A 24,479-nucleotide genomic window follows, 5' to 3' on the forward strand; every position below is an offset into this window, starting at 1 on the left:
GCCCGCCCGCGGCACGACCTGCTCCGGACACGCCGATCGGCGCCCGCGGGTGTGGTGGCCGGTGCCGGGCGTGCACACTCGGCCCATGCGCATGCGGTTCGGCCCGGACTCCGACGACGAGTTCCACGCGGCCGCCCAGGAACTGCTCGACGGGTTCGCGGCGTGGCTGACCGAGAACGAGGTGGTCGCCGAACCGATGTCGGCGGAGCTGCTGCTGCAGTACAAGTGGCTCGCCGGCGACGGCGACCTCGCCGACTGGCCGCTGGAGCACGTCGAGACCTTCCTCGACGGCTGGTGCCCGCACATCGTGCTGGAGCACCGGCTGCCGGTGCGGCTGGTGCCCGCCAGCGTCGCCGCGTTCGTGGAGTACCTCGACGAGCGCGGGCTGCTCGCCCCGGGCTCGCCGCGGCCGTCGCAGGTGCGGCGGCTGTGCGGCGAGTACGTCGAGGAGTACGACGAGCTGGAGGCCGGGGCCGGGTCGCCGCTGCTCACCGAGCTGGGCGACGACCCGGACCCGGTGCGGATCCCCTCGCCCGCCGACCGGGCGGCGTCCGCGGCGCAGGCCCGGATCCTGCACGACGCGCGGGCGCTGGCCGGCTGGTGCGGCCCGCGCGGCCGGTCCCTGACCGCGACGGGCAACCTGCGCCTCGCCGACGCCCGCGAGCTGGTCGGTCTGCTCGGCACCGGCGACGAGCCGGACCGTGTCGTCCGCCTCGACCGTTCGACCCGGCTGCGGACCCTGACCTGGGTGCTGGAGACGAGCGTGCGCGCCGGCGCGGTCCGGCGGGAGTCGGGGCGGCTGGTGGCGGTGCCGCGCTTCGCCGGGCTGGACGACACCTCCGCCCACGAGGACCTGGTGCTCGCCGCCCGCGAGGTGGGCGCGCTGTCGACGGGCTGGCCGCACGTCGCCGCCGAGGACACCGTGGACCCGGACCTGCCCGTCCGGGAGGCCGCGCCGACCCCGGTCGACGACACCGCACCCGACGCGGACGTGGTGTTCACCGGTGAGATCGACGACGAGGCGATCGAGGCGCTGCTGCGCGCCGAGGCGGGTCCGCCGTCGGAGGACGCGACCCCGGCCCTGCTGTTCCTGCTGCGCCACGTCGACGACGGCGTCGACCACGACGACCTGCGCCACGCCCTGGACGTGCTGCTCGACTGGACCGAGGACGCCGACGGGGACGCCGACGTCGCCTCGCTCCGGACCGCGACGCTGCTGGATCAGCTGGAGCGGCTCGGGATGGTCGCCTGGACCGGGTCGCGCCACGAGCCCGACGGGGCGGAGGAGGTCCGGGTCGGCGGCATCGTGCAGCTCACCCCGGGCGGGGTCGCGTGCGCGCTGCTGCTGCTCGCCGCGGAGGACCTGCACTACCCGACCCGGCCGGACCCGGCGGTCGCCTCGGCCGCGGAGATCGTCGAGCTGGCCGGGGAGGTCCCGCCCGACGAATGGCGCCGCGACATCGACGCCTGGCACGCCGCGCAGCCCGATCCGGCGCGGGCGGTGGCCGAGTTCGTGGCGGCGGCGCTCGCGCCGGGCCAGCCCCTGCTCGTCGCCCTCACCGCGACCGGCGTGGCCGCGGACCGCTTCGGCGCCGAGGCCGTCGACACCCTGCTGCACGACCACCTCGACGGCCCGCACCGCGGCATGGTGGCGCGCCGGCTGGTCGCGCGCGGCGAGCTCGACGCCGACGCCGTCGAGCCGGAGCTGCTTCTCACCGCCTCGATCGACGTGCTGGCCGTCGCGCTGGACACCGTCGACGCCGAGGACTGGCCGGACGCGTTCGCCGCCGAGTTCCCGCCCGAGACCCTCGAGGTGTTCGACGCCGTGTGGCAGCTGGACCACCCGCGGGTCGGCGAGGTGCTGGCCGCGCTCGGCGAGCACCACCCGGACGCCGCGGTGGCCAAGGCCGCACGCCGGGCCCGGGAACGCTGGCGCAGCCGGACCGGGGGCGCCTGAGCCGTCGGGCGCAGCCGCTCGCCGCGGACCCCGCCGCATGCGAACATGTGTTCGTGCGCGGCCTGGCCACCATCCTGCATGCCGACCTGGACTCGTTCTACGCGTCGGTCGAGCAGCGCGACGACCCGCGCCTGCGGGGGCGGCCGGTGGTCGTGGGCGGCGGTGTCGTGCTGGCCGCGAGCTACGAGGCCAAGGCGCACGGCGTGCGGACCGCCATGAACGGCCGCCAGGCGCGGGCGCTGTGCCCGCAGGCGATCGTCGTCCCGCCGCGGATGGCGGCCTACTCCGAGGCGAGCCGCCGGGTGTTCGCGCTGTTCCGCGACACGACCCCGGAGGTCGAGGGGCTGTCGATCGACGAGGCGTTCCTGGAGGTCGGCGGGCTGGCGAGGATCGCGGGCACGCCCCGGGAGATCGCCGCGCGGCTGCGCGAGCGGGTGGCCCGGGAGGCGGGGCTGCCGATCAGCGTCGGCGTGGCCCGCACCAAGTTCCTCGCCAAGGTGGCCAGTGGGGCGTCGAAACCGGACGGGCTGCTCGTCGTCGACCCGGCGCGGGAGCGGGAGTTCCTGCACCCGCTGCCGGTGCGCAGCCTGTGGGGCGTCGGGGCGGTGACGGCGGGGCGACTGCACGAGGTGGGCGTGCGGACCGTCGCCGACGTCGCCGCGCTCGGCGAGGCCGCGCTCGTGTCCTACCTGGGGCCGGCCGCGGGACGGCACCTGCACGCGCTCGCGCACCTGCGGGACTCCCGCCCGGTGGACACGCACCGGACACGCCGCTCGATCGGGTCGCAGCGGGCCCTGGGTCGCCACCCGCGCACCGACACCGAGCTCGACGGCATCCTGGCCTCGACCGTCGACCGGCTGGCCCGCCGCCTGCGCGCCCCCCGCGGGTCCGACCGCGACGAGCCGGACGAGACCGTCGACATCGACGGCCCGTCCGTACCGCGCGACGCGGGTGGGGCCGCGACGGGCGGCCGGGTCTGCCGCACCGTCGTGCTGCGGGTGCGGTTCGGCGACTACGCACGGATCACGCGGTCGCACACGCTGCCGGTCGCGACCGCGCACACGCCGACGATCCTCTCCGCCGCCCGCCGGCTGCTGAGCGACGCCCTGCCCGAGATCCACGCCCGCGGCATCACCCTGCTCGGCCTGTCGCTGACCAACCTGGACCGCGACGACGCCCTGCAGCTGGAGCTTCCCCTCGACGCCCACGCCGGTCCGGCCCTGGACACCGCGCTCGACGCCGTCCGGAGCCGGTTCGGCTCGGCCTCGGTCGGCCGCGCCAGCCGCCTCGGCCACGACGAGGGACTGCAGGTGCCCCTGCTGCCCGAACACGAGTGATCGTCAACCCGAGGTTGACGAACAAGCGTCGTCAACTTACGGTTGACGCATGACGTCACCGACACCTCTGGGGGGCACCGTCCGCCTCGACGACCTCATCCACGCCATCACCTCGGTCCACCAGGACCCGCTGGAGCAGCTCTCCGACGCCGTGCTCGCCGGGGACCACCTCGGCGAGGTCGCCGACCACCTGATCGGCCACTTCGTGGACCGGGCCCGCCGGGCCGGGGCGTCGTGGACCGACATCGGCCGCAGCATGGGGGTCTCCAAGCAGGCCGCGCAGAAGCGGTTCGTCACCCGTCCGGACGCCCCGGAGAACATGGCGCAGGGCTTCGAGCGGTTCACCCCGCGGGCCCGCAACGTCGTGGTCTCCGCGCAGAACGAGGCCCGTACGGCCGAGAGCGACCGGATCACCCCGGCGCACCTGGTCCTCGGGCTGCTCGCCGAGCCGCAGGGGCTGGCCGTCGCGCTGCTGACCGGGCTGGGGACCGACACCACGGCGCTGCGCGCGACCGCCGTCGCCGCGCTCCCGGAACGGGCGACGACGGTGCCCGCCCTGATCCCGTTCGACCCGGCCGCGAAGAAGGCCCTGGAGCTGACCTTCCGGCACGCACTGCGGATGGGGCACAACTACGTCGGGACCGAGCACGTCCTGCTGGCCCTGCTGGAGCAGGAGGACGGCGACGGTGTCCTGACCCGGTCGGGCGTCGACGGTGAGCGGGTGGAACAGGCCGTCACCGAGGCGATCGCCGCGATGACCGGGGCCGGGGCCGGGGCCGGGGGGAGCTGACGGCGGCGCCGTGGTGCACCGGGGCACGCCCCGGGAGGCTCAGGTCGCGAGCTCGATGCTCCCCCGCACCGACTCCGGTGCCCCGTCGGACCCGGCCGCGACGTCGATGCGGTCCCCGTCCGGGGTCCCGCCGACCCAGACGTCGGCGCCGGCGAAAGCCGGTGCGGTGAGGCGGTACTCGAAGCCGCGCACGAACGCCGTCGGGCGGTGGCGGCGCGCGATCTCCAGGCCGAGCAGGGCGAACAGCGGGCCGTGCACGACCAGGCCGGGGTAGCCCTCGACGCCGGTGACGTAGGGCAGGTCGTAGTGGATGCGGTGGGTGTTGTAGGTCAGCGCCGACATCCGGAACAGCAGCTCCGGGCCGGTCGGCACGGTGAAGGCCCACTCGTGCTCCGGGCGCGGCGCCGGGTCCGGCGCGACCGTGCCCCGGACGGTGCCGGCCGGCTGCGAGCGGTAGACGATGTCCTGCTCCTCGACGCAGAGCAGCGTGTCGCCGCGGCGGAACTCCGCCCGCGTCGTCACGAACGCCATCTCGCCGCTGCGGCCCTGCTTGACCCGGACCGGGCCGAGCTCCTGGCGGCGGGTCACCGGTTCGCCGACCCGCCACGGGGCGTGCCAGGTCAGGCGTCCGCCGGCGAACATGCGTCGCCGGTCCGGGACCGGCGGCAGGAAGTGGCCCTCGCGGGGGTGGCCGTCGTCGCCGAGCGCGGACATCGGCGGGGTGTCGAGGAAGGCGAGCCAGTGCCACAGCGGCGGGAGCGGGTCCCCGTCGGCGGCGACCGGGTCGAGGTCGAGCAGCCCGGAGAACGCGGCGACCGACCACGGGGTGACGGTGTCGGTGCCGACGAGCGGTCCGGGGGCCCAGCCGTCGAGGGCGGCGGAGAGGTCGGCGGGGGCGTTGCCGGGGCCGGTCACGACGCGACCTGGTAGCGGGTGTGCTGCAGGATCGTCCAGGCCACCAGCGCCGGGTTGTCCACCATCGGCACGTGGCCCACGCCGGGGAGCACGACCAGCTCGGCGCCGGGGACGGCGTCCATCAGCGGGCGGCCGTAGCGGCCGTAGGGGATCGTGCGGTCGGAGCCGGCCCAGGCGACCCGCACCGGGCAGGGCAGCTGCTCGAACGGTGTGATGGCGGTGTCCATCCGCGCCGCGGACAGCAGCGGCTCCAGGATGGTGCAGCCGGCGAGGTCGTCGAACAGCTCGGCCACCTCGTCGGCGGTGTAGCGGTCGGCGTGCTCGGCCACGGTGAGCAGGAGCAGCCTGCGGATCGCCCCGCACGAGGCCAGCGTGCGCATCGGCGCCCACCCGGCGAGCAGTGCCCCGAGCCGGAACACCACGAGCAGCCGGTACAGGTCCGAGGGCACCGACCAGGCCCCGGCCGGGGACAGCCCGACGACCGAGCGGGCCCGGCCGCGGCGGGCGAGCTCCAGCGCGGCCCAGCCGCCCAGGGAGTTGCCGACCACGTGCGGCCGTTCCGGCACACCCAGCGCGTCGAGCTCCTCGACCAGGGCGTCGACCATCAGGTCCATGCTGAACTCGCCCTCGGGCATCGACGGGCCGTCGAGGTGCCCGGGCATCGTGACCGCCCAGACCTCGTGGTGCTCCTCCAGCATGGGCAGCAGCGGCTTCCAGGCCCGCCAGGAGGAGGTCATCCCGTGGAGCAGCAGCAGCGGCTCCCCCGAGCCGCCGACGTGGTGTGCGCTCATCCGACGATCATGGGCTCGGCGGCCCCGGGCTGCAGCGCGAGGACCTCCGCGAACCCCCCGGCCAGGCAGCGGGCGAACTCCTCGCGGTCGGTGATCGCGGCCGCGTCGATGTTCGCCCCGACGCAGCACAGGTCCCCGTGGGTGACCACCGAGATCATCGCCGCGCAGCCGGGCAGCGGCGCGAACGGGTAGACGCGGTCGATCCGGGCGCCGCACAGGAACGCCTCGGACCGCAGCCCCGGCACGTTCGACGCCTGCAGGTCGTTGCCCTGGGTCGAGCCGCCCGCGACCAGGGTCAGCAGCGGGCCGGGCAGCCGGGCCAGCAGCGGCGCGACGACGTCGGGGCTCTCCAGCGCGGGCTCGGAACGGGCGGCACGCATCTGTTCGGACACCTCCCGGATCCGCCGGGCCGGGTCGGCGACGCCCATCGGCGCGGCGAGCCGGGCCGGTGCCCAGCGGTTGCCGCCTGCGGCGTCGCCCTCCCTGCGCACCGACACCGGTACCGAGGTGCGCAGCGTCGCGTCGCCGGTGACCGGGTGTCCCATCGCCTCGTGGTAGAGCCGGAAGGCGCCCAGCAGGGACGCGACGAAGGCGTCGTTGAACGAGCCGCCCACCGACTTGCCCGCCGCCCGCAGGTCGGCGAAGTCGACGTCGAGCGCCACGAACCGCCAGGACATCCCCCGCGGTCGCAGCAGCTCCGAGGCACCGCCGGGCGGCGGGGACAGCACCCGCAGCGCCGAGTCGAGGTAGCGGGCGGTGTCGCGGGCCGCCGACAGCGGGTGGGTGAGCGCGCCGACGACGTCGCGGGCGGCACGGGCGGCCGCCGGGACGATCCCGGCCTCGCGGCGGACCAGCCGGTCGACCTCGGCGAGCGGGTCGGGCGAGGTCGGCTCGGGCGCGGCGGGCTGCGGCTTGGTGTCGTCGTGCTCGCGCTTGCGGCTGTGCAGCTGCGACAGGAGCTGGACCACGCCCATGCCGTCGGTGAGCACGTGGTGCAGCTTCAGCAGGAACGCCGCACGCCCGCCGGGCAGCCCCTCGACGAGCATGGCCTCCCACGGCGGACGCTCCCGGTCGAACGGGGTCATCATGAACTGCTCGGCGATCGGGGACAGCTCCGCCCAGAAGCCCGGTCCGGCGCCGGGGATCCGCACCCGGCGCAGGTGGTAGTGGAGGTCGAACTCGAGGTCGTGGATCCAGTACGGCGTACCGAGCCCGCCCAGCGGCTCCCGGATGCGCTCGCGGAAGCGCGGGACCATCCGCGTCGCCCAGTCCACGGCGGCGACGAGCCGGTCCCAGTCGGGCTTGGCGTCGAGCAGCTCGACGGCCAGGACCGGGGACCGGAAACGGGGGTCGTCACCCTCGGCCCGCCACATCATGACCTCGAACGGCGACATCTCGCGGGCCGAACCCCAGCCCGCCGGGGAGTCGCTCATGCCGGGTCCTCCTGGCTGTGGTCGCTGCGGTCGTACTGCTGGGCGATGCGGCGCTCCGGCCACGCGGCGAGGGTGTCGAGGAACCGGCCGCGGACCTCCTCGGCGTACTTCCCGGCGTCCTCGGGGACCCAGGACGAGGTGTCCACCGGAGGCAGGACGGCGACCTGCACGGTCCCGCCGCGCAACGTCTGGGCGCCGCGCCACATGATCTCCCCGGCGTTGCGGATGACCACGGGCACGATCGGCACCCCGGCCTGCATCGCGATGTGGAACGCGCCCTTCTTGAACGGGCCGAGCCGGGGCGTCGGCGAGCGCGTGCCCTCCGGCGCCATCGCGAGGGAGATCCCCTCGTCGCGCAGCTTGTCGACGGCCGGCTGCAGCGCCGCGCGGGCGGCGCGGGAGTTGGAGCGGTCGATGAACGCGACGTCGGCGGCCCAGAACAGCTGCCCCCACACGGGGATCTGCGCGGCCTCCTTCTTCGCGACGCCGGTGAAGCTCTCGCGCAGCAGCTTCATCAGCACCGGCACGTCGAACTTGGACTGGTGGTTGAACACGAACACGCACGGCCGCGCGGAGTGCAGGTACTCCGCGCCGGTCACCTCGACGTCGATCCCGGCGAGCCCGAAGGCGACGTCGGCGCCGACCGAGCCGGCCATGTCGACGAACCGGCGGCGCGAGCCGTGCAGCAGCCCGGCCCCGGCCGCGGCGGCCAGCCCGCCGGCCATGCCGCCGTAGAAGACAGCCGTGCGGGCGACGTCGGTGACGCTGGGGAACAGCCCGCCGCGGGGTGCGCAGTCGAGCACCGGCCATCCCCGCTCGCCGGCGAGCGCGCGCAGCGAGTCGGTCGGTGACACCGCGACCGCGTGGCCGACGGCGGACAGGAACTCCGCGTCCTCGGTGCCGTTGGCGTAGCCGAAGCAGCCCGCCAGGTCGACACCGTGCGCGGCGGCGTCGGCGCGGACCGCCTCGGCCTTGCCGGTGCCCCACAGCGAGGTGCCCGCGACCCGGCCGGTGAGCACGCCGTCGTGCACCTCCAGCTCGGTGCACAGCACCCGGTCCGCGCCGAGCTCGTCGGCCATCGGCTGCACCTGGAACCGCGTCGCCGAGGACGCCATCACGACCTGGTGGCCCTGCTCCTGGTGGGCGGCGACCAGCTCCCACACCTCCGGGTGCAGCGAGCCCGCGATCTCGTCACGGAACAGCGTCCGCCCGAGGGCGTGGAGCTCGTCCTCGCTGCGGCCCTTCCAGGTCGCGAGCGTGATGGAGAGGAACTCCTTGAAGTCGTCGTCGGTGCGGATCCCGCGCATGCCCGACAGCACGGTGCGCACCATCTCGACCGGCCCGACGTCGAACTCGCGCAGCCGTTTGCGGTAGAAGGCCCCCGCGGAGTAGCCGTCGATGACGGTGCCGTCGTAGTCGAAGTACGCGACCGTCCCCGGTCCCGGCTCCGCCTCCCGGATGGCCCGGAGCCGGTCCCGGGTGTCCCCGGCCGGCGTCCCGTCAGCTGGCGACACCCGTATCCCCTTCCGCACGCTGTTTCGCCCCGGAGGGCGGGACCACCGGCGACGCCGGGGCCGCCTCGGGCTCCGTCGTCCCGCCGGAGCCGAGGACCACCTCGAGGCGGGCGCGCTGCAACTCGCCCAGCCGTCCCAGATCCTGGATCACCGCGGTGACCTCCGTCAGCCAGGCGGCGCGCCGCTCCCCCAGTGACGCGCCGGCCGCGCCGGACTCCGGCTCGCCGAGCAGGTCGCGGTTGCCGGCCTGGCGCACGGCGGTGGCGTACAGCTCGCGCGACACCGAGTCGGCGCGGTCGAGCCGCTGCTGCAGCAGCATCTGACGGCCGACGCCGAGGCAGTCCTCCAGGAACTCCTTCTCCTCGGCCATCGGCTCCTCGCCCAGCGCGACCAGCCGGTCGGCGACGACGAGCTGGGCGTCGAGGAACGACCGCAGCACGCCCGGCGCGACCAGCAGCGGAGCCTGGCGGAGCACACCGCGCACGTCGGCCGGGTCGGCCGCCCGGGTCCGCCATTCCGGGTCGACCAGGTCCAGCTCGCCGATGATCTCGGCGCGGAACTCACGGCGGGTGGAGAAGAAGAACTCGAACTTCAGCAGGTCCCGCAGCCGGGCCAGCTCGCGCCACGCGACCTCGACGATGTCCTCGTCGGGGGCGGCGTCGCCGACACGCAGCAGCGCGATCTCCAGCATGGCCCGGTTGAGCAGGTGGTGCAGCGCGCCGTTGCGGTAGAACGCGGCGACGTGGTGACGGCCGGTGCTGACGGCGAAGACCGGCTCGGTGCCGCCGTCGTAGACGGTGACGACCCCGGCCTCGGCGAGCCGGTCGAGGGTCATCCGCAGGCCGTGCCGGGTCCGCAGCTCGGCGATCGGCACCGGGATGCCGCGGGCCTCCAGGTAGTCCGCCAGCGGCGCGACGACCTCCCGAACCTGCTGCAGGGTCAGCGCCCGGTCCTGCGCCCAGAGCAGCGCGAACGTCGCGAGCGAGGTCGCCGTCGCCGGGGTGACGCGGTTGATGCCCGCACACACCCGGAAGGCGACCTTCTCCAGCTGGGCCCGGCCGGGGCCGGCGTCGTCGAGCGCACGGCGCAGCGCGAACGGCTCGGCGAAGCGCACCCGGGCGGTGCCGATGTGGCGGCGCTGGTCGCGGAAGTAGCCGTAGAGCCAGCCCAGTCCCTCGGCCTTCTTCTGCCCACCGCGCTGCTCGGCGGCCATCGCGCCGACCTCGTGCAGCTGGTCGTAGACGATGGACACGGGGACGAGCACCGCGTCGAGCTCGGGGCGTTCCTCCAGCGCGGACACCAGGTAGCGCAGCAGCCCGATGCGGGGCTTGCGCAGCTTGCCGGTGCGGCTGCGGCCGCCCTCGATGTACCACTCCAGGTTGAAACGCTTGGCGAGCAGATGCCCCAGGTATTCCTGGATCGCGGCCTTGTAGACGGTGTCCCCGCCGAAGGTGCGGCGGATGAACACGATCCCGGCGCGGCGTCCGAGCGACCCCATCGGCCAGAACGACAGGTTGTTGCCGCCCAGGACGTGGTTGCGCGGGAAGTTGCGGTCGTGCAGCACCTCGGCGAACAGCAGGGGGTCGGCGTAGGAGCGGTGGCTGGGCAGGAACACCAGCGCGTGCTCCTTGTTCAGCTCGCGCAGCCGTTCCAGCCCGGACTCGTCGACCTGCACGTCCCAGGCCTTGGCGTGCATCGGCCCCATCATCGCCCGGAAGAGGTCGATGGCGGGCGGGCTCTGCACGGCGGCCATCTCGTGCAGACAGGACTCCAGGCGCTGCTCGACCTCGGTGGCGGGGCTGCCGGTCTGGTGCGCGAGCCGCTCGACCAGGGCCGGGAACCGGGCCGAGGAGGTGATCTGCTCGACCATCCGGCGCGGCACCTTGTAGCGGTCGCCGAGGATGCGCCGCTCCGCGCGGTCGCAGGCCAGCACGGCCTGGCGGGCGACGAACCGGGTGAAGCCGTTACTGCCCGGCCGCCCGCTCTCCTGGGCGACGAACCGCGACACCAGGTCGGCGACGGTCGCCGGCTCCCCCACCACGACGCGCGCCGCATCCGGGCGGTGCCGGGCCATCGACGGGTGCAGCGGCGACCATGCCATCCGCATCACCGCCGACGTCGCGAGCCCGGTGAGCTTGCGGACCGGGCCGCCGTCCTCGGGCTCGGGGGTCACCCAGGCCACGCGGGCCGGGACGATCACCGTGTCGTCGCCGTGCAGGGCCTCCCCCAGTGCGGACGGGACCTCGCCGTTCGGCCCGATCCCGACGACCGCCGAGCCCGGGTGCTGCTCCTCGGCCCAGCGCCGCAGGATGCCGCGTTCGGTGTGCGACCGGGCCTGGGTCACCACGACCTGGCGTCCGCCGCCGGTGAGGTCGTCGGTCGTCATGGAGCCCCCCGTCGGCATGCCCCGCCGCGGTGCGGCGCCTGCGGGGGTCAACCTAGTTACCCGCCGGTTGGGCAACAACCCGACGCGGCGGTCGCCCGCCAACTCACACGATCTTGTCCGCCTCGGCGAGCACCCCCCGCAGGATCTGCTCCATCTCGTCGAACTCGCGCTGTCCCGCGATCAGCGGCGGCGCCAGCTGGATCACGACGTCGCCGCGGTCGTCGGGGCGGCAGTACAGGCCCGCCTCGAACAGCGCCCCGGGGAGGAACCCGCGCACCAGCCGCTCCCGCTCCTGCGGACCGAAGGTCTCCCTGGTGTCGCGGTCCCGCACGAGCTCGATCGCCCAGAAGTAGCCGTCGCCGCGGACGTCGCCGACGATCGGCAGGTCACGGAGCCGGTCGAGGGTCGCGCCGAACGCGTCGGCGTGGGACAGGACGTTGCCGTAGAGGTCCTCGCGCTCCATGAGGTCGAGGTTCGCGAGCGCGACGGCGGCCGAGACCGGATGCCCGCCCCAGGTGTAGCCGTGCGGGAACGTGACGCCGGGGGCGAGGAACGGCTCGATCACCTTCTCCGAGGCGATCATCGCGCCCAGCGGCCCGTAGCCCGAGGTCATGCCCTTCGCGCAGGTGATGATGTCCGGGGTGAACCCGAACTTCGCGCTGGCGAACGGGACGCCGTGGCGGCCGAAGCCGGTGATCACCTCGTCGGCGACGAGCAGCACGTCGTGCCGGTCGCAGATCTCGCGGACCCGGGCGAAGTACGACGGCGGCGCGGTCAGGCAGCCGCCGGAGTTCTGCACCGGCTCGAGCACGACCGCGGCGACGGTGTCCGCGCCCTCGAACGCGATGGCCTCCTCGATCCGGTCGGCGGCCCAGCGGCCCAGGGCCTCGGCGTCGCCGTCGAACTCGGGGTGGCGGTAGAGGTTGGTGTTGGGTACGCGGAACCCGCCGGGCGCCAGCGGCTCGAAGTCCTTCTTCATCGCGGGCAGCCCGGTCACGGCCATCGCCCCGTGGGTGGTGCCGTGGTACGCCGTCGCCCGGGAGATCACCTTGTGCTTGAGCGGGCGGCCGCGGAGCTTGAAGTACTGCTTGGCCACCTTCCAGGCGCTCTCGACGGCCTCGCCGCCGCCGGAGGTGAAGAAGACCCGGTTCAGGTCGCCGGGGGCGAGATGGGCCAGGCGCTCGGCGAGCTCGGCCGCGGGCGGGGTCGTGTAGCCCCAGACCGGGAAGAACGCCAGCTCCGACGCCTGCTTCGCGGCGACCTCGGCCAGCTCACGCCGCCCGTGCCCGGCCTGCACGACGAACAGGCCGGCGAGGCCGTCGAGGATGCGGCGGCCGCGGTCGTCCCACAGGTGCACGCCGTCGCCGCGGGTGATGACGGGGATCGGGGCGGCGCCGTCCCGGCCGTGCATCCGGGCGAAGTGCATCCAGAGATGCCGCCCGGCGGCGTCGGCGTGCGGCGAGAGGGCGGGCGCGTCCGGGGTGGCTCCGGCCTCGGTCCGGGTCGTGTTCTCGACGGCGGTCACGTGGGGCTCCCTCGGTAGCGGCGCGGTACGTCTCCGATCGTCGGCGCCGCGGCGGCCCCGGTCAGGGATACGATCCGTATCGTCCTCGACCGCTGGGCGGACGGAGTGGATCCCGGTGCACCCGACCATCGCCGACGTGCTGGCCCGTCCGGAGGTCCGGGCGGGGGCACCCGCCGTCCGGGCCGGGCGGGCGGCGCTGGGCACCCCGGTGCGCTGGGTGCACGTCAGCGAGGTCGCCGACCCGGCCGGGACGCTGCCGCCGGGGGTGCTGGTGCTCTCGGTCGGGGTGCCGGTGGCCGACCCCACCACCGTCCCCGCCCGCTACGTCGACGCGCTGCGGGCCGCCGGGGCGGTCGGGCTGGTCGTGGAGATCGGCCGGCAGCTGCCGTCGCTGCCCGCCGGGCTGGTGCAGGCCGCCCGGGCGGCCGGGTTCCCGCTGGTGGAGCTGCGGCGCACGGTGCGCTTCGCCGAGATCGTCGCGGGTGTGCTGGGGCAGGTCGTCGCCCGCCGCGACGACGACCCGGGGCCGCCGGGCGTCGAGGCCGCGTTCCGCTCGCTCGCCCTGCACCGGGTGCCGCCGGGGCGCGTGGTCGGCGAGCTGGCCCGCCGGATCGACGCGCCCGTGGTGTGCGAGGACCTCGCGCACCGGGTGCTGCTCACCGCGGGCGGGCCGGACCTGCGGGACTGGGCGGCGCGCTCGCGGCTGGCCGGGCCCGCCGGGCCGGAGGGCTGGGCGACCGCTCCGGTCGGGCGGCCCGGCGCGCGGTGGGGGCGGCTGACGGTGCCGTCGCGGCCGACGCCGGGCACCGCCGAGCGGGTGCGCGCACTGCTCGACGCCGCCGCGGACGCGGTGTCGCTGCTCGACCCGTCGCCCGAGGGCCTGCTGCGGTCCGCCCGCGACGCGCTGGTGGCCGACCTGGCCGTCGCGGTGCCGTCCGACGCCGGACGGCTGGCGGTGCGGGCCCGCGCCGCCGGGCTGGACACCGCGGGTCCGCTGTCGGTGGTGGCGCTGCGCCCGGCCGGAGACGACGACCCCGGGCGGGCCGTCGACCCGGAGCAGGCCGTGGACGCGGCGCTCGCCGTCGTCGCACCGGGGGCGACGGTGGCCTCGCCCGCACCCGGGGAGCTGGTCGTGCTCGTGCCCGGCGACGGCCGCCCGCTGCTCGCCGCGCTACCCGCCACGGTGGCCGCGGCGACGGCCGGGCCCGGCCCGTTCGCCGCCGTGGCGGACCTGCTGCGCCGGGCCCGCGAGGACGCGGCCGCGCACGCCGCGACCGGCGGCCGCGGCCCCGTCCGGGTGCCCGCGCTGCGCGGGCTGGTGCACCGCCTCGGCGACGACCCGGCCCTGCTCGGCTTCGCGGCGGACGTGCTCGGCCCGGTGACGGCGCTGCCCGTCGCCGCACGCGCCGACGCCCGGGACACGCTGTGGGCCCTGGTCGGGGCGGGCGGGGTCGTCGCCGACGTCGCCCGCAGGCTCGGGGTGGGCCGCCCCGCCGCCTACGCCCGGCTGCGCCGCCTCTCCGGCCTGCTGGGCCTCGACCTCACCGATCCCGAGGTGCGGACCGCGCTGCACATGGCCCTGTTGGTCGACGCCCGTGCCGCCCGCTGAGCCCGCCGCTCAGGGCCGGTCGGCCCACAGCAGCGTCGCCGAGCCGAGGGTGTCGGTGACCGTGTCGTGCAGCGGCCGCCCGTAGCCCGCGGCGACCTCGCGGACCGGGCGGGCGGTGACCGTCCAGCCGTGGCGGCGCAGCCAGTCGTCGCAGGACTCGGCCCGGGGCTCGGCGAAGAACAGCTCGCGGACTTCGGTGGTGTGCAGCATCTCCTGGGCCGCCTCGCGGAACGACGGATCGTCCGCGATCCGCTCCACCTGGTCGCCGAAGTGCTCGACGGCGATCCGGCTGCCCGGCACCGACAGCGCGTGCACCCGCTCGAAGAGGAGTTGCTCGGCGTCGGCGGGCAGGTAGGGCAGCAGGCCTTCGGCCAGCCAGGCGGTCGGCCGGTCCGGGGCGAAGCCGGCCGCGGTGAGCGCGGCGGGCCAGTCGTGGCGCAGGTCGACCGGCACGGTGACCCGGCGCGCGGTCGGCGTGATCCCCGCTTCGGCGACGACCCCGTCCTTGAAGTCCAGCACCTTCTGCTGGTCGACCTCGAACACCGTGGTCCCGCCGGGCCACGGCAGGCGCAGGGCCCGCGCGTCGAGGCCCGCGGCGAGCAGCACGACCTGGGTCGTCCCTGCGCCGGTCAGGGCCTCGTCGAAGAACCGGGAGCGCACGCCCTGGTAGCCGGCCTGCACGACCCACGGGTCGGCGGCGTCGCCCGGGTCCCGCGGCACCGCCGACAGCGTCCCGGCCGCGTCGACGAACCGCTGGGCGTACGGGTCGTCGACCAGCCGGTCGGCGCGGCGGGTCTCCAGCGCCCGCCCCGCGGCGACGGCCAGGGCGGTGGCGCCCACGCTGCTGGTGATGTCCCACTGATCGTCGGCTGTGCGCATGACGATCACGCTAGGAGCAGACGGTTAGCGTTGCTCACCAGTCACGCGGATGATCACTCGCACGGCGCAGGCGGTACCGGACACCGGGTCCCATACCGACCCTGCGTGTGTGAGCCGTAACACCGCGTGGATCGGGGGCGAGGGGGGCCACATGGACCTCCGCCGGGTCACCGGCTACCTCGCGCTCACCCTGCTCGCGCTGTACTGGCTGTGGGTGCTCACGCGCACCGCCCCGGTGCTGCGACGCGGCTGCCGCGACCGGCCACTGCGCCTGCGGCTGACGCTGCTCCGGACGGCCGCGCTCGGCTGGACCGCACTGTTCGTCGCGACCGTGCACTTCTGGGCGACGTCGTGGTGGCACGTGGTCGTGGCGCTGCCGGCTGCGCTCGCGGGCGGGGCCGGGCTGCAGGGGGTGTACCGCCGCCTGGTCGCCCCGCCCCGGCACCGCGTCGCGCTGTCCCGGCGGGTCCGCCGCACCGGGCACTTCCCGGTCATCCGCCGGCCCGGGGTACCCGGGCCGCACCGGCATGCGGCCGTCGAGGCCGCACCGCGCGCGGTCCGGGACCTCCGCGACCTGGCGTGGCCACCGGGTCAGCCCGCGGCGCCGACCGGCGTGCGGTCCTCGGGGTCGTCCTCCTCGGCGGACTCGGCGGCCGGCGCACCGACCAGCTCGCCGTAGACGACGGTCAGGGCCTCGGCGATCCGCGCCCGGTCGAACCGCGACACCGCACGGTCCCGGCCCGCGATCCCGAACCCGGCGCGCAGGGCGTCGTCGCCGAGCACGCCGCGCAGCGCGACCGCCAGCTCGGCGGGCCGGGCCGGGCGGACCAGCACCCCGGTCACCCCCTCGACGACTACGTCGCGCAGCCCGCCCACGCTCGTCGCCACGACCGCCCGCGCGCAGGCCATCGCCTGCAGGACCGGCCCGACCCCGACGTCGCGCTCCGGTGCGGCGACCACGACGTCGGCCGAGCGCAGCAGCCGCGGCATCAGGCCGCCCTCGACCGGCCCGAGGAACCGGACGCGCCCGGCGACGCCGGCCTCGCGGGCGATGCCGAACAGGCGCGCGCGGTCGGGGTCCGGGTCCGCCGCGCCGCCGGCGACGAGCAGCTCGGCGGTGCGGATCCGGGACAGCGCACGGATCACCGTGTCCATCCCGGCGCCGTCGGCCAGCGAGCCGACCGCGAGCAACCGCGGCCGGTCATCCCGGCGCAGCGCCGGCCCGTCGGGGGCGAACACGTCGGTGTCGACGGCGGCGGGCACCGTCCGCAGCACCGCCCGCGGCACCCCGCGGCGCAGCAGGGCGGTGTGCTGCTCCTCGCTGGAGGCCAGCACGCGGGCGGCCCCCTGCGACGACCCGGTACGGGCCGCGGGGATCGCGGCCGGGCCCTGGCAGTCGGCCGGATAGACCTGCACGACCGGCACCCCGGTCGCGACGGCGGCGGCCCCGGCGCGCGGTCCGATGGCGTGCACCACCTGGGGCGGGTCGTCGGACCACGCCGCGGCCAGTGCGGTGTCCTGCCCGGGTTCCCACGGCTGCACGCGCAGCGTGCCGCCGTCGGCCGGGGCGGTCAGGTCGGGGTCGTCGGGGACGTCGGTGAACACCCGGACCGTGTGACCGGCGGCGGCCAGCGAGGCGGCGGTGATCCCCGCGCCGCACGTTCGCGGGACCTCGGGGGTACGGATGACGGCGATGCGCAAGCGGAGCCTCCACGTCGTGCTCGCGGCTGCGGGCACGCGCAGTTGGCTCTACGCGTCGGACCCGTGACCGTACCCGCTCCGGTCCGCCCCCGGGTGGGCGACCGCCGGAGTGTGCGGGGCGGGCACATCGGGTAATCGGGTCGCGTCGGGCGGGCCGGCCCGGCAGGACGTGGAGGGGGCGGGTCCGTGACCGCACAGTCCTGGATCCTCAGGGTGGAGCCCGACGCGGCCGCGTGCCGCACGGCCCGGCACGAGCTGACGCGGTTCCTGACCCCGTTGGTGGACGACGTGACCGTCGGCGACGCGACGCTGGTGCTGCACGAACTGGTGGCGAACGGTGTCGACCACGCGCACACCCCGATGCTGGTGACCGCACGGGTGCGCGACGGCGCGGTACGGCTGCGCGTGCGCGACGGTTCGGTCGTGCGCGGACGCGAGCAGCCCTACGACCCCACCGCGACCCGCGGACGCGGGCTGCAGATCGTCGGCCGGCTCTCGCAGCGCTGGGGGGTGCGCCGGCACCACGGCGGCAAGACGACCTGGGCCGACGTCGGGCCGGTCGGCGCCCGCCCGGCCCCGGACCTGCACCTGGTGCGCCCGGCCTCCTGACCACCCGCCCGTCCGGCGGGCCGGAGCCACCGGGCCGGGCCGGTGCGGGCGGTCCCGGCCGGGGACCGGGTGGCCGGACCCGGTTCACCGGGGTGGGCTCACCGCGACGGGCCGGTGCGGGCCCCGCCGCGGACGGTCAGGCCGGCGTGGAGAGCCGGGTGCCCTCGTGGCGCGGCGCCAGCCCGAGACGCTCGACCAGCTCGGTCGTCGCCGTCGACCGGTTGAGACAGTAGAAGTGGATCCCGGGGACCCCCTCGGCGAGCAGCCGCTCGCACAGCTCGCCGGTGACCTCCATGCCCGCGGCGCGGAACGCCGCCGTATCACCGGAGTAGGGCGCGAGCCGCTCGACGAGCGCCGCCGGCAGCGGCGAGCCCGACAGCTCGGGCCCCTTGTGGAAGGTCTTCTCCGAGGTCAGCGGCATGATGCCGGGGATGATCGGCTGGTCGAACCCGGCGGCGGCGACCCGGTCGCGCAGCCTCAGGAAACCGTCGGGCTCCAGGAACAGCTGGGTCACGGCGAACTCCGCGCCCGCCCGGAACTTCCCGACGAGCCGCTCGGTGTCGGTCTCGAGCTCGGCCGAGCGCGGGTGGCCGTAGGGGAACGCGGCGACGCCCACGCAGAACGGGCCGGACCGCTTGATCAGCGCGACGAGCTGGTCGGCGTACTCGAGCCCGTCGGGGTGGGCGACCCACTCGCCGAGCGGGTCGCCGGGCGGGTCCCCGCGCAGCGCCATGATGTTGCGGACGCCCGCGGCGGCCAGCGACCCGATCACGTGGCGCAGCTCGTCGGTCGAGTGCGAGACGGCGGTCAGGTGCGCCATCGAGCAGAGCGTGGTGTCGGTGGCGATCCGCTCGACCGTGCGCACGGTGCGGTCGCGGCTGGAGCCGCCCGCGCCGTAGGTCACCGACACGTAGGCGGGGTCGAGCACCTCGAGGCGGCGGATGGCGCGCCACAGCTCCGCCTCGCCCCGGTCGTCCTTGGGCGGGAAGAACTCCACCGCGAAGAAGGGGCGGTCGACGTTGATCCGTTCGGTCACCGTGGATGCGGAGCTCGTCGTCACCCCGACGACCTTACGGTGCGCACCGCCGGTCGGTCGTCCACCGACCGGCGCGCACCGCCCGCGCCCCGCCATGACGTGCACCACGGCGGCGTCGACGGGCCGGGTCCCGGGTGCACCGATAGCCTGGTCGTCGTGGCCGACCCCGTCTCCCCCGTGTCCGCACCGTCCGGTCCGTCCGGATCCCCGGGCCTGTCCACGGCAGGTCCGGCGCCGCTCGACGACGCGCTGCCCCAGCACGTGGAACGGGTGCTGGCCGGGTACCTGGACCGCCGCCGCACCGAGGTGCTGGGCATCGACCCGGTCGTCGCGGCGGCCGCCGACGCGCTGGCCGGGTTCGTCCTGGGCGGTGGGAAGCGGCTGCGGCCCACCTTCGCCTGGTGGGGCTGGCGCGGCGCGGGCGGTGACCCGGCCGACCCGCACGCGCAGGGCGTGCTGAGCGCGATCGCCTCGCTGGAGCTGATCCAGGCGTGCGCGCTGGTCCACGACGACCTGATGGACGCCTCCTCGACCCGGCGCGGCCGGCCCACGGTGCACGTCGAGTTCGCCCGGATGCACGCGGCGAACGGCTGGTCGGGCCCGCCGGCCCGGTTCGGCGCCGCCGTCGCGATCCTCGTCGGGGACCTGGCCCAGGTGTGGGCCGACGACATGTTCCACGCCGCCGCGCTCCCCGAGGGCGCCCACACCCGCGCCGCCGAGCCGTGGCGGGCGATGCGCACCGAGGTGCTGTCCGGCCAGTACCTCGACGTGCTGGCCCAGGCCTCCGGGGACACCGCCGAGTCGACCGCACTGACCATCGACCGGTTCAAGACCGCCGCCTACACCGTGGAGCGGCCGCTGCACCTGGGCGCGGCGATCGCCGGGGCCGACCCGCGGGTCGTCGCGGCCTACCGGCGCTACGGAGCCGACATCGGCGTCGCCTTCCAGCTGCGCGACGACCTGCTGGGCGTGTTCGGCGACCCGCGGGTCACCGGCAAGCCCGCCGGGGACGACCTGCGTGAGGGCAAGCGGACCCTGCTGGTCGCCGCGGCCCTGCAGCGCGCCGAGCAGCGCGGGGACCGGGCCGCCGCCGACGTCGTCCTCTCCGCGCTCGGTGACCCCGACCTGGACGCCGCGAGCCTGGACCGGGCCCGCTCCGCGCTGTCGGAGCTGGGCGCGGTGCAGTCGGTGGAGCAGCGGATCGCCGCGCTCACCGGCGCCGCGCTCGACGCGCTCGACTCCGCACCGGTCGCCGAACCGGGCCGCTCCAACCTGTTCGAGCTGGCCGAGCGCGCGACCCGGCGGGCCTGGTGAGCGGGGTGCGGCGGATCGAGGGGCACACCGACCACGTCGTCGTCGTGGGGGCGGGGCTGGCCGGGCTGTCGACGGCGTTGCACCTGCTGGGCGCGGGCCGCCGCGTCACGCTCGTCGAGCGGGAGGGCTTCCCCGGCGGCCGCGCCGGGCGGCTCGACGTGACCGACGACCACGGCACCTACGCCCTGGACACCGGGCCGACCGTGCTGACCATGCCGGAGCTGCTGGACTCCGCCTTCGCCGCCGTCGGCGAGACGACCGCGGACCGGCTCGACCTCGTACGGCTCGACCCGGCGTACCGGGCCGAGTTCGCCGACGGCTCGGCCATCGCGGTGCACACCGACGCCGCCGCCATGGAGCACGAGATCCGCGAGCAGTGCGGCCCGGACTCCGCGGCCGGGTACCGGCGGCTGCGCCGCTGGCTCACCGACCTCTACCGCGCCGAGATGGACAACTTCATCGGCGCGAACATGGACTCGCCGCTGTCGCTGCTCGGCCCCGACCTTGCCCGGCTCGCCGTACTCGGCGGCTTCGGGCGGCTCGGGAAGCGGATCGACCGCTTCCTGCCCGACGAGCGGCTGCGCCGGGTGTTCTCCTTCCAGGCGCTCTACGCCGGTGTCTCCCCGCGCGACGCGCTCGGCGCCTACGGCGTGATCGCCTACATGGACACCGTCGCGGGCGTCTACTTCCCGCGCGGCGGCATGCGGATGATGGGCACCGCGCTGGCCGGCGCCGCCGCCGACGCGGGAGCGGAGATCCACTACGGCCGCACCGTGACCGGCCTGGACCGTTCCGGGGACCGGGTCACCGCGGTGCGGCACACCGGTCCCGACGGCGCCGACGAGTCGCTGACCCCGTGCGACGCGGTCGTGCTCACCCCGGAGCTCCCCGCGGCCTACGCCCTGCTCGGCGGGGCCCCGCGGCGCCCGGTCGGGCTGCGCTGGTCGCCCAGCGCCGTCGTCGTGCACGCCGGGATGCCCGCGCCCGCCCCCGGCACCGCGCAGCACCACCACACGATCTCCTTCGGCGGCTCCTGGGCGGGCACCTTCCGCGAGATCATCGACGAGGGACGGCTGATGTCCGACCCGTCGCTGCTGGTCACCCGGCCCGGGCTGACCGACCCGTCGCTGCAGCCCGGCGGACGCGAGGTCATGAGCGTGCTCGCCCCGTGCCCGAACACCGCGGTCGCGCCCGGCATCGACTGGGACCGGGTCGGCCCGGCGTACGCCGAGGAGCTGTTCGGCGTGCTCGCCGACCGCGGGCTGGTGGACCCCTCCGCGCAGCCGAGCTGGACCCGGATGTGGACCCCGCAGGACTGGGCGGCCGCCGGGATGGCCGCGGGCACGCCGTTCTCGGCGTCGCACACGCTGGCCCAGACCGGCCCGTTCCGGCCGCGCAACCTGGTCCGCGGGACGGCGAACGCGGTGCTCGCCGGGTGCGGCACGACCCCGGGCGTCGGGATCCCCCCGGTCCTGATCTCCGGGCGGCTGGCGGCCGAGCGGATCACCGGTCCGCGCCCGGCCGAGCACGCCGGGCGCGGGGCCGCCGCGCGCACGGGGCACTGACACGGGGCACTGAGGGCGGGTGCCGGGGGGCGTGGAATCATGCTTCCCGACGACGCCCGACCAGCACACACGGACACGATGACGGCTCAGCCCTCGCCCCCGCTCCCCCGCCCGGCGGCACCCGAACCGGTGACGCCGGACCCCGGCACGGGCGCGGTCGTGCCCCCGCCACCCGCACCGCGGCCCGCGGGCCCCGGCCTGGTCGAGCGGCTCGGCTCGCCGCCGCGGGGCGTCCTGCTGCTGGGGCTGGCCGGGACCGTGCTGATGTTCCTCGGCTCGTTCGGCGGCGGCGGGATCCCGATGCGGGACCCGGTGATCGGCAACTCGGCGCTGTCGTTCTGGCGCTACGGCCACGGCGCGATGCTCGCGACGATCGTGATCTACGTCGGCCTGGTGCTGATGGTGTGGGCGTGGGTGCGGCTGGGCCGCGCCGTGCTCGCCCGTCGCGCCGGTGGCCGCGCGGTGCTGACGACGGCGGCGGTGTGGATGCTGCCGATGCTCGTCACGGCGCCGCTGTTCACCCGCGACCCCTACAGCTACCTCGCCCAGGGCGCGCTGCCGCTGGCCGGGTACGACCCGTACGTCGTCGGGCCGGACACCATGGGCGGGATCTTCACCGACAACGTCCACTTCTTCTGGCAGGACACCCCCGCCCCCTACGGGCCCCTGTTCATCCTGCTCGCGCAGGGCGTGGTCCTGCTGGCCGGCCAGAACGTGCTGCTCGGCGTCGTGCTGATGCGGCTGACCCTGGTCACCGGGCTGCTGCTGCTCGTGGCGGTGCTGCCCGCGCTGACCCGGCGCCTCGGCGGGCGCCCGGCGGTCGCGCTGTGGCTGGCCGTGGCGAACCCGGTGATGGTCGTGCACATGGTCGGCGGGGTGCACAACGACCTGCTGGTCGTCGGCCTGCTGCCGCTGGCGGCGCTGCTGGCGCTGCGGCAGCGGTTCGTGTGGGCGATCGTCGTCGCGTCGCTGGCGATGGCGGTGAAGGCCTCGGCCGGGATCGTGCTGCCGTTCCTGGTGCTGGTGTGGGCCGCGACGCTGTCCGGCGGGTTCTGGTCGCGGCTGGTCCGGGCCGGGGTGCCGTCGGTGGCCGTGTTCGGCGTCGTGTTCGGCGGCGCCACCTGGCTCACCGGTCTCGGGCTGGGCTGGCTGCCCGCACTCAGCGCCCCGTCGATGATCGTGAACTGGCTGTCGGTACCGACCGCGTTCGGTCAGGCGACCGCGAGCGTGGCCGGGATGTTCGCCGGTGAGGTGAACACCCAGGCGTTCGTCGACACGTTCCGGTTCCTCGGCGCGCTGGTGATGGGCCTGCTGATCGCCCTGCTGTGGTGGCGCGGCCGCGACGACCCGCGGGCCGCGGTGCGCAACGCCGCGATCGCCCTCGCGCTGGCCGCCGTGCTCTCCCCCACCACGCTGCCGTGGTACCTGAGCTGGGGGTTCTGCCTGCTCGCGATGACCCCGTGGAGCGCGCGCGGGCTGCAGTGGGTGGTCGTCGGCTCGATCTGGCTGATGATCGTGTACTTCCCCGACGGCGAGACCGCGCTCTACGTGCCCCACTACCTGCTGGCGTGTGCCCTGGCCGGTGCCCTGGCCGCGGTGTCGCTGCTCCGCCCGGACCCGCTGGGGTTGCGCCGGGGCGCCCCGCAGGCACCGTCGACCGCGCCCACCACCGATGCGGGCGTCCGCGGCTGAGCGGGCCGGGCGCGTCGAGCTCGACGCCGCCGGCCTGACCGACCCGCAGCTGCGCGCCGCCTACGCGGCCTGCCGCGCGCTGCACGCCGAGCACGGGCGCACCTACTTCCTGGCGACCCGGCTGCTGCCCCCGGCACGACGGGTCGACATCCACGCCCTCTACGGCTTCGCCCGCTTCGCCGACGAGATCGTCGACGACCCCGACGGCGCGGGCGGCGGGGACCCGCACACCCGGCTCGACGCGCTCGACGCCGAGCTGGCGGCCGCACTGGCGGGCGCCCCGCCGCCCGGCAGCAGGCCCGAGGTGCTCGCCGTCGCCGAGACCGCGCGCCGCCACGACCTCGACGCGTCGCTGTTCCGGGACTTCATGGTCTCGATGCGGATGGACCTCACCGTCTCCGACTACGCCACCGACGACGAGCTGGCCGTCTACGTGCACGGCTCGGCCGCCGTGATCGGGCTGCAGACGCTGCCGGTGCTCGGGACGGTCGTCCCGCGGGCGGAGGCCGAGCCGCACGCCGCGCTGCTGGGCGTGGCGTTCCAGATCACGAACTTCCTGCGCGACGTCGGCGAGGACCTCGACCGCGGCCGGGTGTACCTGCCCGCCGACGAGCTCGCCGCGTTCGGCGTCGACCGGGAGCTGCTGACCTGGAGCCGGCGCACCGGGCGCCCTGACCCGCGGATCCGCCGCGCCCTGGCCCACCTGGTCGCCCGGACCCGGGCCACCTACCGGCGGGCCGACCCGGGGATCCCGATGCTGGAGCCGGTGTCGCGGGCCTGCGTCGGCGCCGCCCGGGTGCTGTACGCGGAGATCCTCGACGAGATCGCCGACGCCGGCTACGACGTGCTGACCCACCGGGTCGCGGTGCCGAACCGGCGCCGGGCCGCCGTCGCGCTGCCCCGGCTCGGCCGGGCGCTGGCCGCCCGCGGTACCCAGCTGGCGCGCGAACGCGCCGGGCGCCCGTCCCGCGGGTGAGCCGGGCCGGGGAGAACCTCAGAAGGCCATGGCCTGGGCGCGGCGCTTGATCTCCTTGTGCCGGCCCGCGCGCAGCGCGGTGATCGGGGCACCGGAGAGCGACTCCTCCTCGGTGAACAGCCAGCTCAGGATGGCGTCGTCGTCGTAGCCGCCGTCGCGGAGGACGACGATCGTGCCCGGCAGCCCGCGCACGACACCGTCGTCGTCGAGCAGCGCGGTCGGGACGACGACGTCGTGCCCGTTCTTGAACGACAGGAGCTGCCCGTCGCGGACGAGCTGGTGCACCCGGGAGACGGGGATCGACAGGCGGTCGGCCACCTCGGCGACGCTCAGCGTCTCCTCGGTGACAGCGGCGGGGAGGGACTCGTTCACAGCCGGACACTGTCCCACACCGCCCCGGGCGGCGCCGACTCCCACCGGACCGGCCGACGCGGTGTGGTCCTACGCCGA

20 protein-coding genes are annotated in these 24,479 nt (G+C 75.9%); 10 read left to right on the top strand and 10 right to left on the bottom strand.

The window, feature by feature from the left end; all coding sequences use genetic code 11:
* The first annotated feature begins 85 nt into the window (after positions 1 to 85).
* From ZF1_RS18290 to ZF1_RS18300, 3 genes are read left to right on the top strand one after another with little or no spacing between them, the layout of a single operon-like run.
* A complete protein-coding gene (locus tag ZF1_RS18290; RefSeq protein ID WP_482637883.1) occupies positions 86 to 1,957 on the top strand; it encodes a hypothetical protein in 1,872 nt (623 codons plus the stop codon).
* 47 nt (positions 1,958 to 2,004) lie between these two features.
* Complete coding sequence (gene dinB, locus ZF1_RS18295) at positions 2,005 to 3,294, top strand: DNA polymerase IV (RefSeq protein ID WP_482637884.1); 1,290 nt, start codon at positions 2,005 to 2,007, stop codon at positions 3,292 to 3,294.
* Positions 3,295 to 3,343: 49 nt separating this feature from the next.
* Entirely contained in the window at positions 3,344 to 4,084 is a 741-nt protein-coding gene (locus ZF1_RS18300; protein WP_482637885.1) for a Clp protease N-terminal domain-containing protein, read from the top strand.
* Between the two features lie 39 nt (positions 4,085 to 4,123).
* Here the strand turns inward: ZF1_RS18300 and ZF1_RS18305 are convergent, their stop codons facing one another.
* The 6 genes from ZF1_RS18305 to ZF1_RS18330 all read right to left on the bottom strand — a co-directional run bounded on the left by ZF1_RS18305 (position 4,124) and on the right by ZF1_RS18330 (position 12,648).
* Complete coding sequence (locus ZF1_RS18305) at positions 4,124 to 4,999, bottom strand: HTD2 family dehydratase (RefSeq protein ID WP_073574245.1); 876 nt, start codon at positions 4,997 to 4,999, stop codon at positions 4,124 to 4,126.
* Positions 4,996 to 5,790, bottom strand: coding sequence for an alpha/beta fold hydrolase (locus tag ZF1_RS18310; RefSeq protein ID WP_073574246.1), 795 nt, complete (start codon positions 5,788 to 5,790; stop codon positions 4,996 to 4,998). Before ZF1_RS18310 ends, ZF1_RS18305 begins: the two co-directional genes overlap by 4 nt.
* Positions 5,787 to 7,223, bottom strand: a complete 1,437-nt coding sequence (locus ZF1_RS18315; protein WP_161151302.1) for a wax ester/triacylglycerol synthase domain-containing protein — start codon at positions 7,221 to 7,223, stop codon at positions 5,787 to 5,789. Before ZF1_RS18315 ends, ZF1_RS18310 begins: the two co-directional genes overlap by 4 nt.
* Positions 7,220 to 8,737, bottom strand: coding sequence for an HAD-IB family hydrolase (locus tag ZF1_RS18320; RefSeq protein ID WP_100878128.1), 1,518 nt, complete (start codon positions 8,735 to 8,737; stop codon positions 7,220 to 7,222). The genes ZF1_RS18315 and ZF1_RS18320 overlap by 4 nt, the downstream gene beginning before the upstream one ends.
* Positions 8,724 to 11,123 (bottom strand): glycerol-3-phosphate 1-O-acyltransferase, encoded by a 2,400-nt coding sequence (locus ZF1_RS18325; RefSeq protein WP_482637886.1) that lies wholly within the window; start codon positions 11,121 to 11,123, stop codon positions 8,724 to 8,726. The genes ZF1_RS18320 and ZF1_RS18325 overlap by 14 nt, the downstream gene beginning before the upstream one ends.
* 103 nt (positions 11,124 to 11,226) lie before the next feature.
* Positions 11,227 to 12,648, bottom strand: a complete 1,422-nt coding sequence (locus ZF1_RS18330; protein ID WP_073574250.1) for an aspartate aminotransferase family protein — start codon at positions 12,646 to 12,648, stop codon at positions 11,227 to 11,229.
* A 115-nt stretch (positions 12,649 to 12,763) separates the two neighbouring features.
* Here ZF1_RS18330 and ZF1_RS18335 point away from each other — a divergent pair, with 115 nt between their 5' ends.
* Positions 12,764 to 14,257: a PucR family transcriptional regulator gene (locus ZF1_RS18335; protein ID WP_482637887.1), complete on the top strand. Its 1,494-nt coding sequence runs from the start codon at positions 12,764 to 12,766 to the stop codon at positions 14,255 to 14,257.
* 9 nt (positions 14,258 to 14,266) lie between these two features.
* On the opposite strand, the gene ZF1_RS18340 is transcribed toward ZF1_RS18335, so the two are convergent.
* The gene (locus ZF1_RS18340; protein WP_482637888.1) at positions 14,267 to 15,136 is read right to left on the bottom strand and encodes an SAM-dependent methyltransferase; all 870 of its coding nucleotides are present in this window, start codon (positions 15,134 to 15,136) and stop codon (positions 14,267 to 14,269) included.
* Between the two features lie 109 nt (positions 15,137 to 15,245).
* Between ZF1_RS18340 and ZF1_RS18345 the strand changes: the two genes are divergently transcribed.
* A complete protein-coding gene (locus ZF1_RS18345; RefSeq protein ID WP_482637889.1) occupies positions 15,246 to 15,815 on the top strand; it encodes a hypothetical protein in 570 nt (189 codons plus the stop codon).
* Here the strand turns inward: ZF1_RS18345 and ZF1_RS18350 are convergent.
* Positions 15,728 to 16,837 (bottom strand): glycosyltransferase family 4 protein, encoded by a 1,110-nt coding sequence (locus tag ZF1_RS18350; RefSeq protein WP_482637890.1) that lies wholly within the window; start codon positions 16,835 to 16,837, stop codon positions 15,728 to 15,730. The two genes, ZF1_RS18345 and ZF1_RS18350, sit on opposite strands and share 88 nt — an antisense overlap.
* 186 nt (positions 16,838 to 17,023) lie before the next feature.
* Between ZF1_RS18350 and ZF1_RS18355 the strand changes: the two genes are divergently transcribed.
* Complete coding sequence (locus tag ZF1_RS18355; RefSeq protein ID WP_073574254.1) at positions 17,024 to 17,446, top strand: ATP-binding protein; 423 nt, start codon at positions 17,024 to 17,026, stop codon at positions 17,444 to 17,446.
* A gap of 136 nt (positions 17,447 to 17,582) precedes the next feature.
* Here the strand turns inward: ZF1_RS18355 and ZF1_RS18360 are convergent, their stop codons facing one another.
* Entirely contained in the window at positions 17,583 to 18,506 is a 924-nt protein-coding gene (locus ZF1_RS18360; protein WP_482637891.1) for a methylenetetrahydrofolate reductase, read from the bottom strand.
* A 189-nt stretch (positions 18,507 to 18,695) separates the two neighbouring features.
* On the opposite strand from ZF1_RS18360, the gene ZF1_RS18365 reads away from it, so the two are divergent.
* The 4 genes from ZF1_RS18365 to ZF1_RS18380 all read left to right on the top strand — a co-directional run bounded on the left by ZF1_RS18365 (position 18,696) and on the right by ZF1_RS18380 (position 24,029).
* Positions 18,696 to 19,796 (top strand): polyprenyl synthetase family protein, encoded by a 1,101-nt coding sequence (locus ZF1_RS18365; RefSeq protein ID WP_482638722.1) that lies wholly within the window; start codon positions 18,696 to 18,698, stop codon positions 19,794 to 19,796.
* Between the two features lie 5 nt (positions 19,797 to 19,801).
* Entirely contained in the window at positions 19,802 to 21,361 is a 1,560-nt protein-coding gene (crtI, locus tag ZF1_RS18370; protein WP_482637892.1) for a phytoene desaturase family protein, read from the top strand.
* 78 nt (positions 21,362 to 21,439) lie between these two features.
* Positions 21,440 to 23,053, top strand: coding sequence for a polyprenol phosphomannose-dependent alpha 1,6 mannosyltransferase MptB (gene mptB, locus ZF1_RS18375; protein ID WP_482637893.1), 1,614 nt, complete (start codon positions 21,440 to 21,442; stop codon positions 23,051 to 23,053).
* Positions 23,034 to 24,029, top strand: coding sequence for a phytoene/squalene synthase family protein (locus ZF1_RS18380; RefSeq protein ID WP_482637894.1), 996 nt, complete (start codon positions 23,034 to 23,036; stop codon positions 24,027 to 24,029). The genes mptB and ZF1_RS18380 overlap by 20 nt, the downstream gene beginning before the upstream one ends.
* 18 nt (positions 24,030 to 24,047) lie before the next feature.
* Here the strand turns inward: ZF1_RS18380 and ZF1_RS18385 are convergent, their stop codons facing one another.
* Positions 24,048 to 24,401, bottom strand: a complete 354-nt coding sequence (locus tag ZF1_RS18385) for an Rv2175c family DNA-binding protein (RefSeq protein WP_062396076.1) — start codon at positions 24,399 to 24,401, stop codon at positions 24,048 to 24,050.
* Positions 24,402 to 24,479: the final 78 nt, after the last annotated feature.

The sequence above is a fragment of the Pseudonocardia sp. ZF1 genome (assembly GCF_056835605.1).

Coding starts and splice junctions, on each gene's coding strand:
- ZF1_RS18315 (WP_161151302.1), bottom strand. CDS start 7,223: ATGAGCGACTCCCCGGCGGGCTGGGGTTCGGCCCGCGAGATGTCGCCG.
- ZF1_RS18300 (WP_482637885.1), top strand. CDS start 3,344: ATGACGTCACCGACACCTCTGGGGGGCACCGTCCGCCTCGACGACCTC.
- mptB (WP_482637893.1), top strand. CDS start 21,440: ATGACGGCTCAGCCCTCGCCCCCGCTCCCCCGCCCGGCGGCACCCGAA.
- ZF1_RS18380 (WP_482637894.1), top strand. CDS start 23,034: ATGCGGGCGTCCGCGGCTGAGCGGGCCGGGCGCGTCGAGCTCGACGCC.
- ZF1_RS18290 (WP_482637883.1), top strand. CDS start 86: ATGCGCATGCGGTTCGGCCCGGACTCCGACGACGAGTTCCACGCGGCC.
- ZF1_RS18310 (WP_073574246.1), bottom strand. CDS start 5,790: ATGAGCGCACACCACGTCGGCGGCTCGGGGGAGCCGCTGCTGCTGCTC.
- ZF1_RS18325 (WP_482637886.1), bottom strand. CDS start 11,123: ATGACGACCGACGACCTCACCGGCGGCGGACGCCAGGTCGTGGTGACC.
- ZF1_RS18340 (WP_482637888.1), bottom strand. CDS start 15,136: ATGCGCACAGCCGACGATCAGTGGGACATCACCAGCAGCGTGGGCGCC.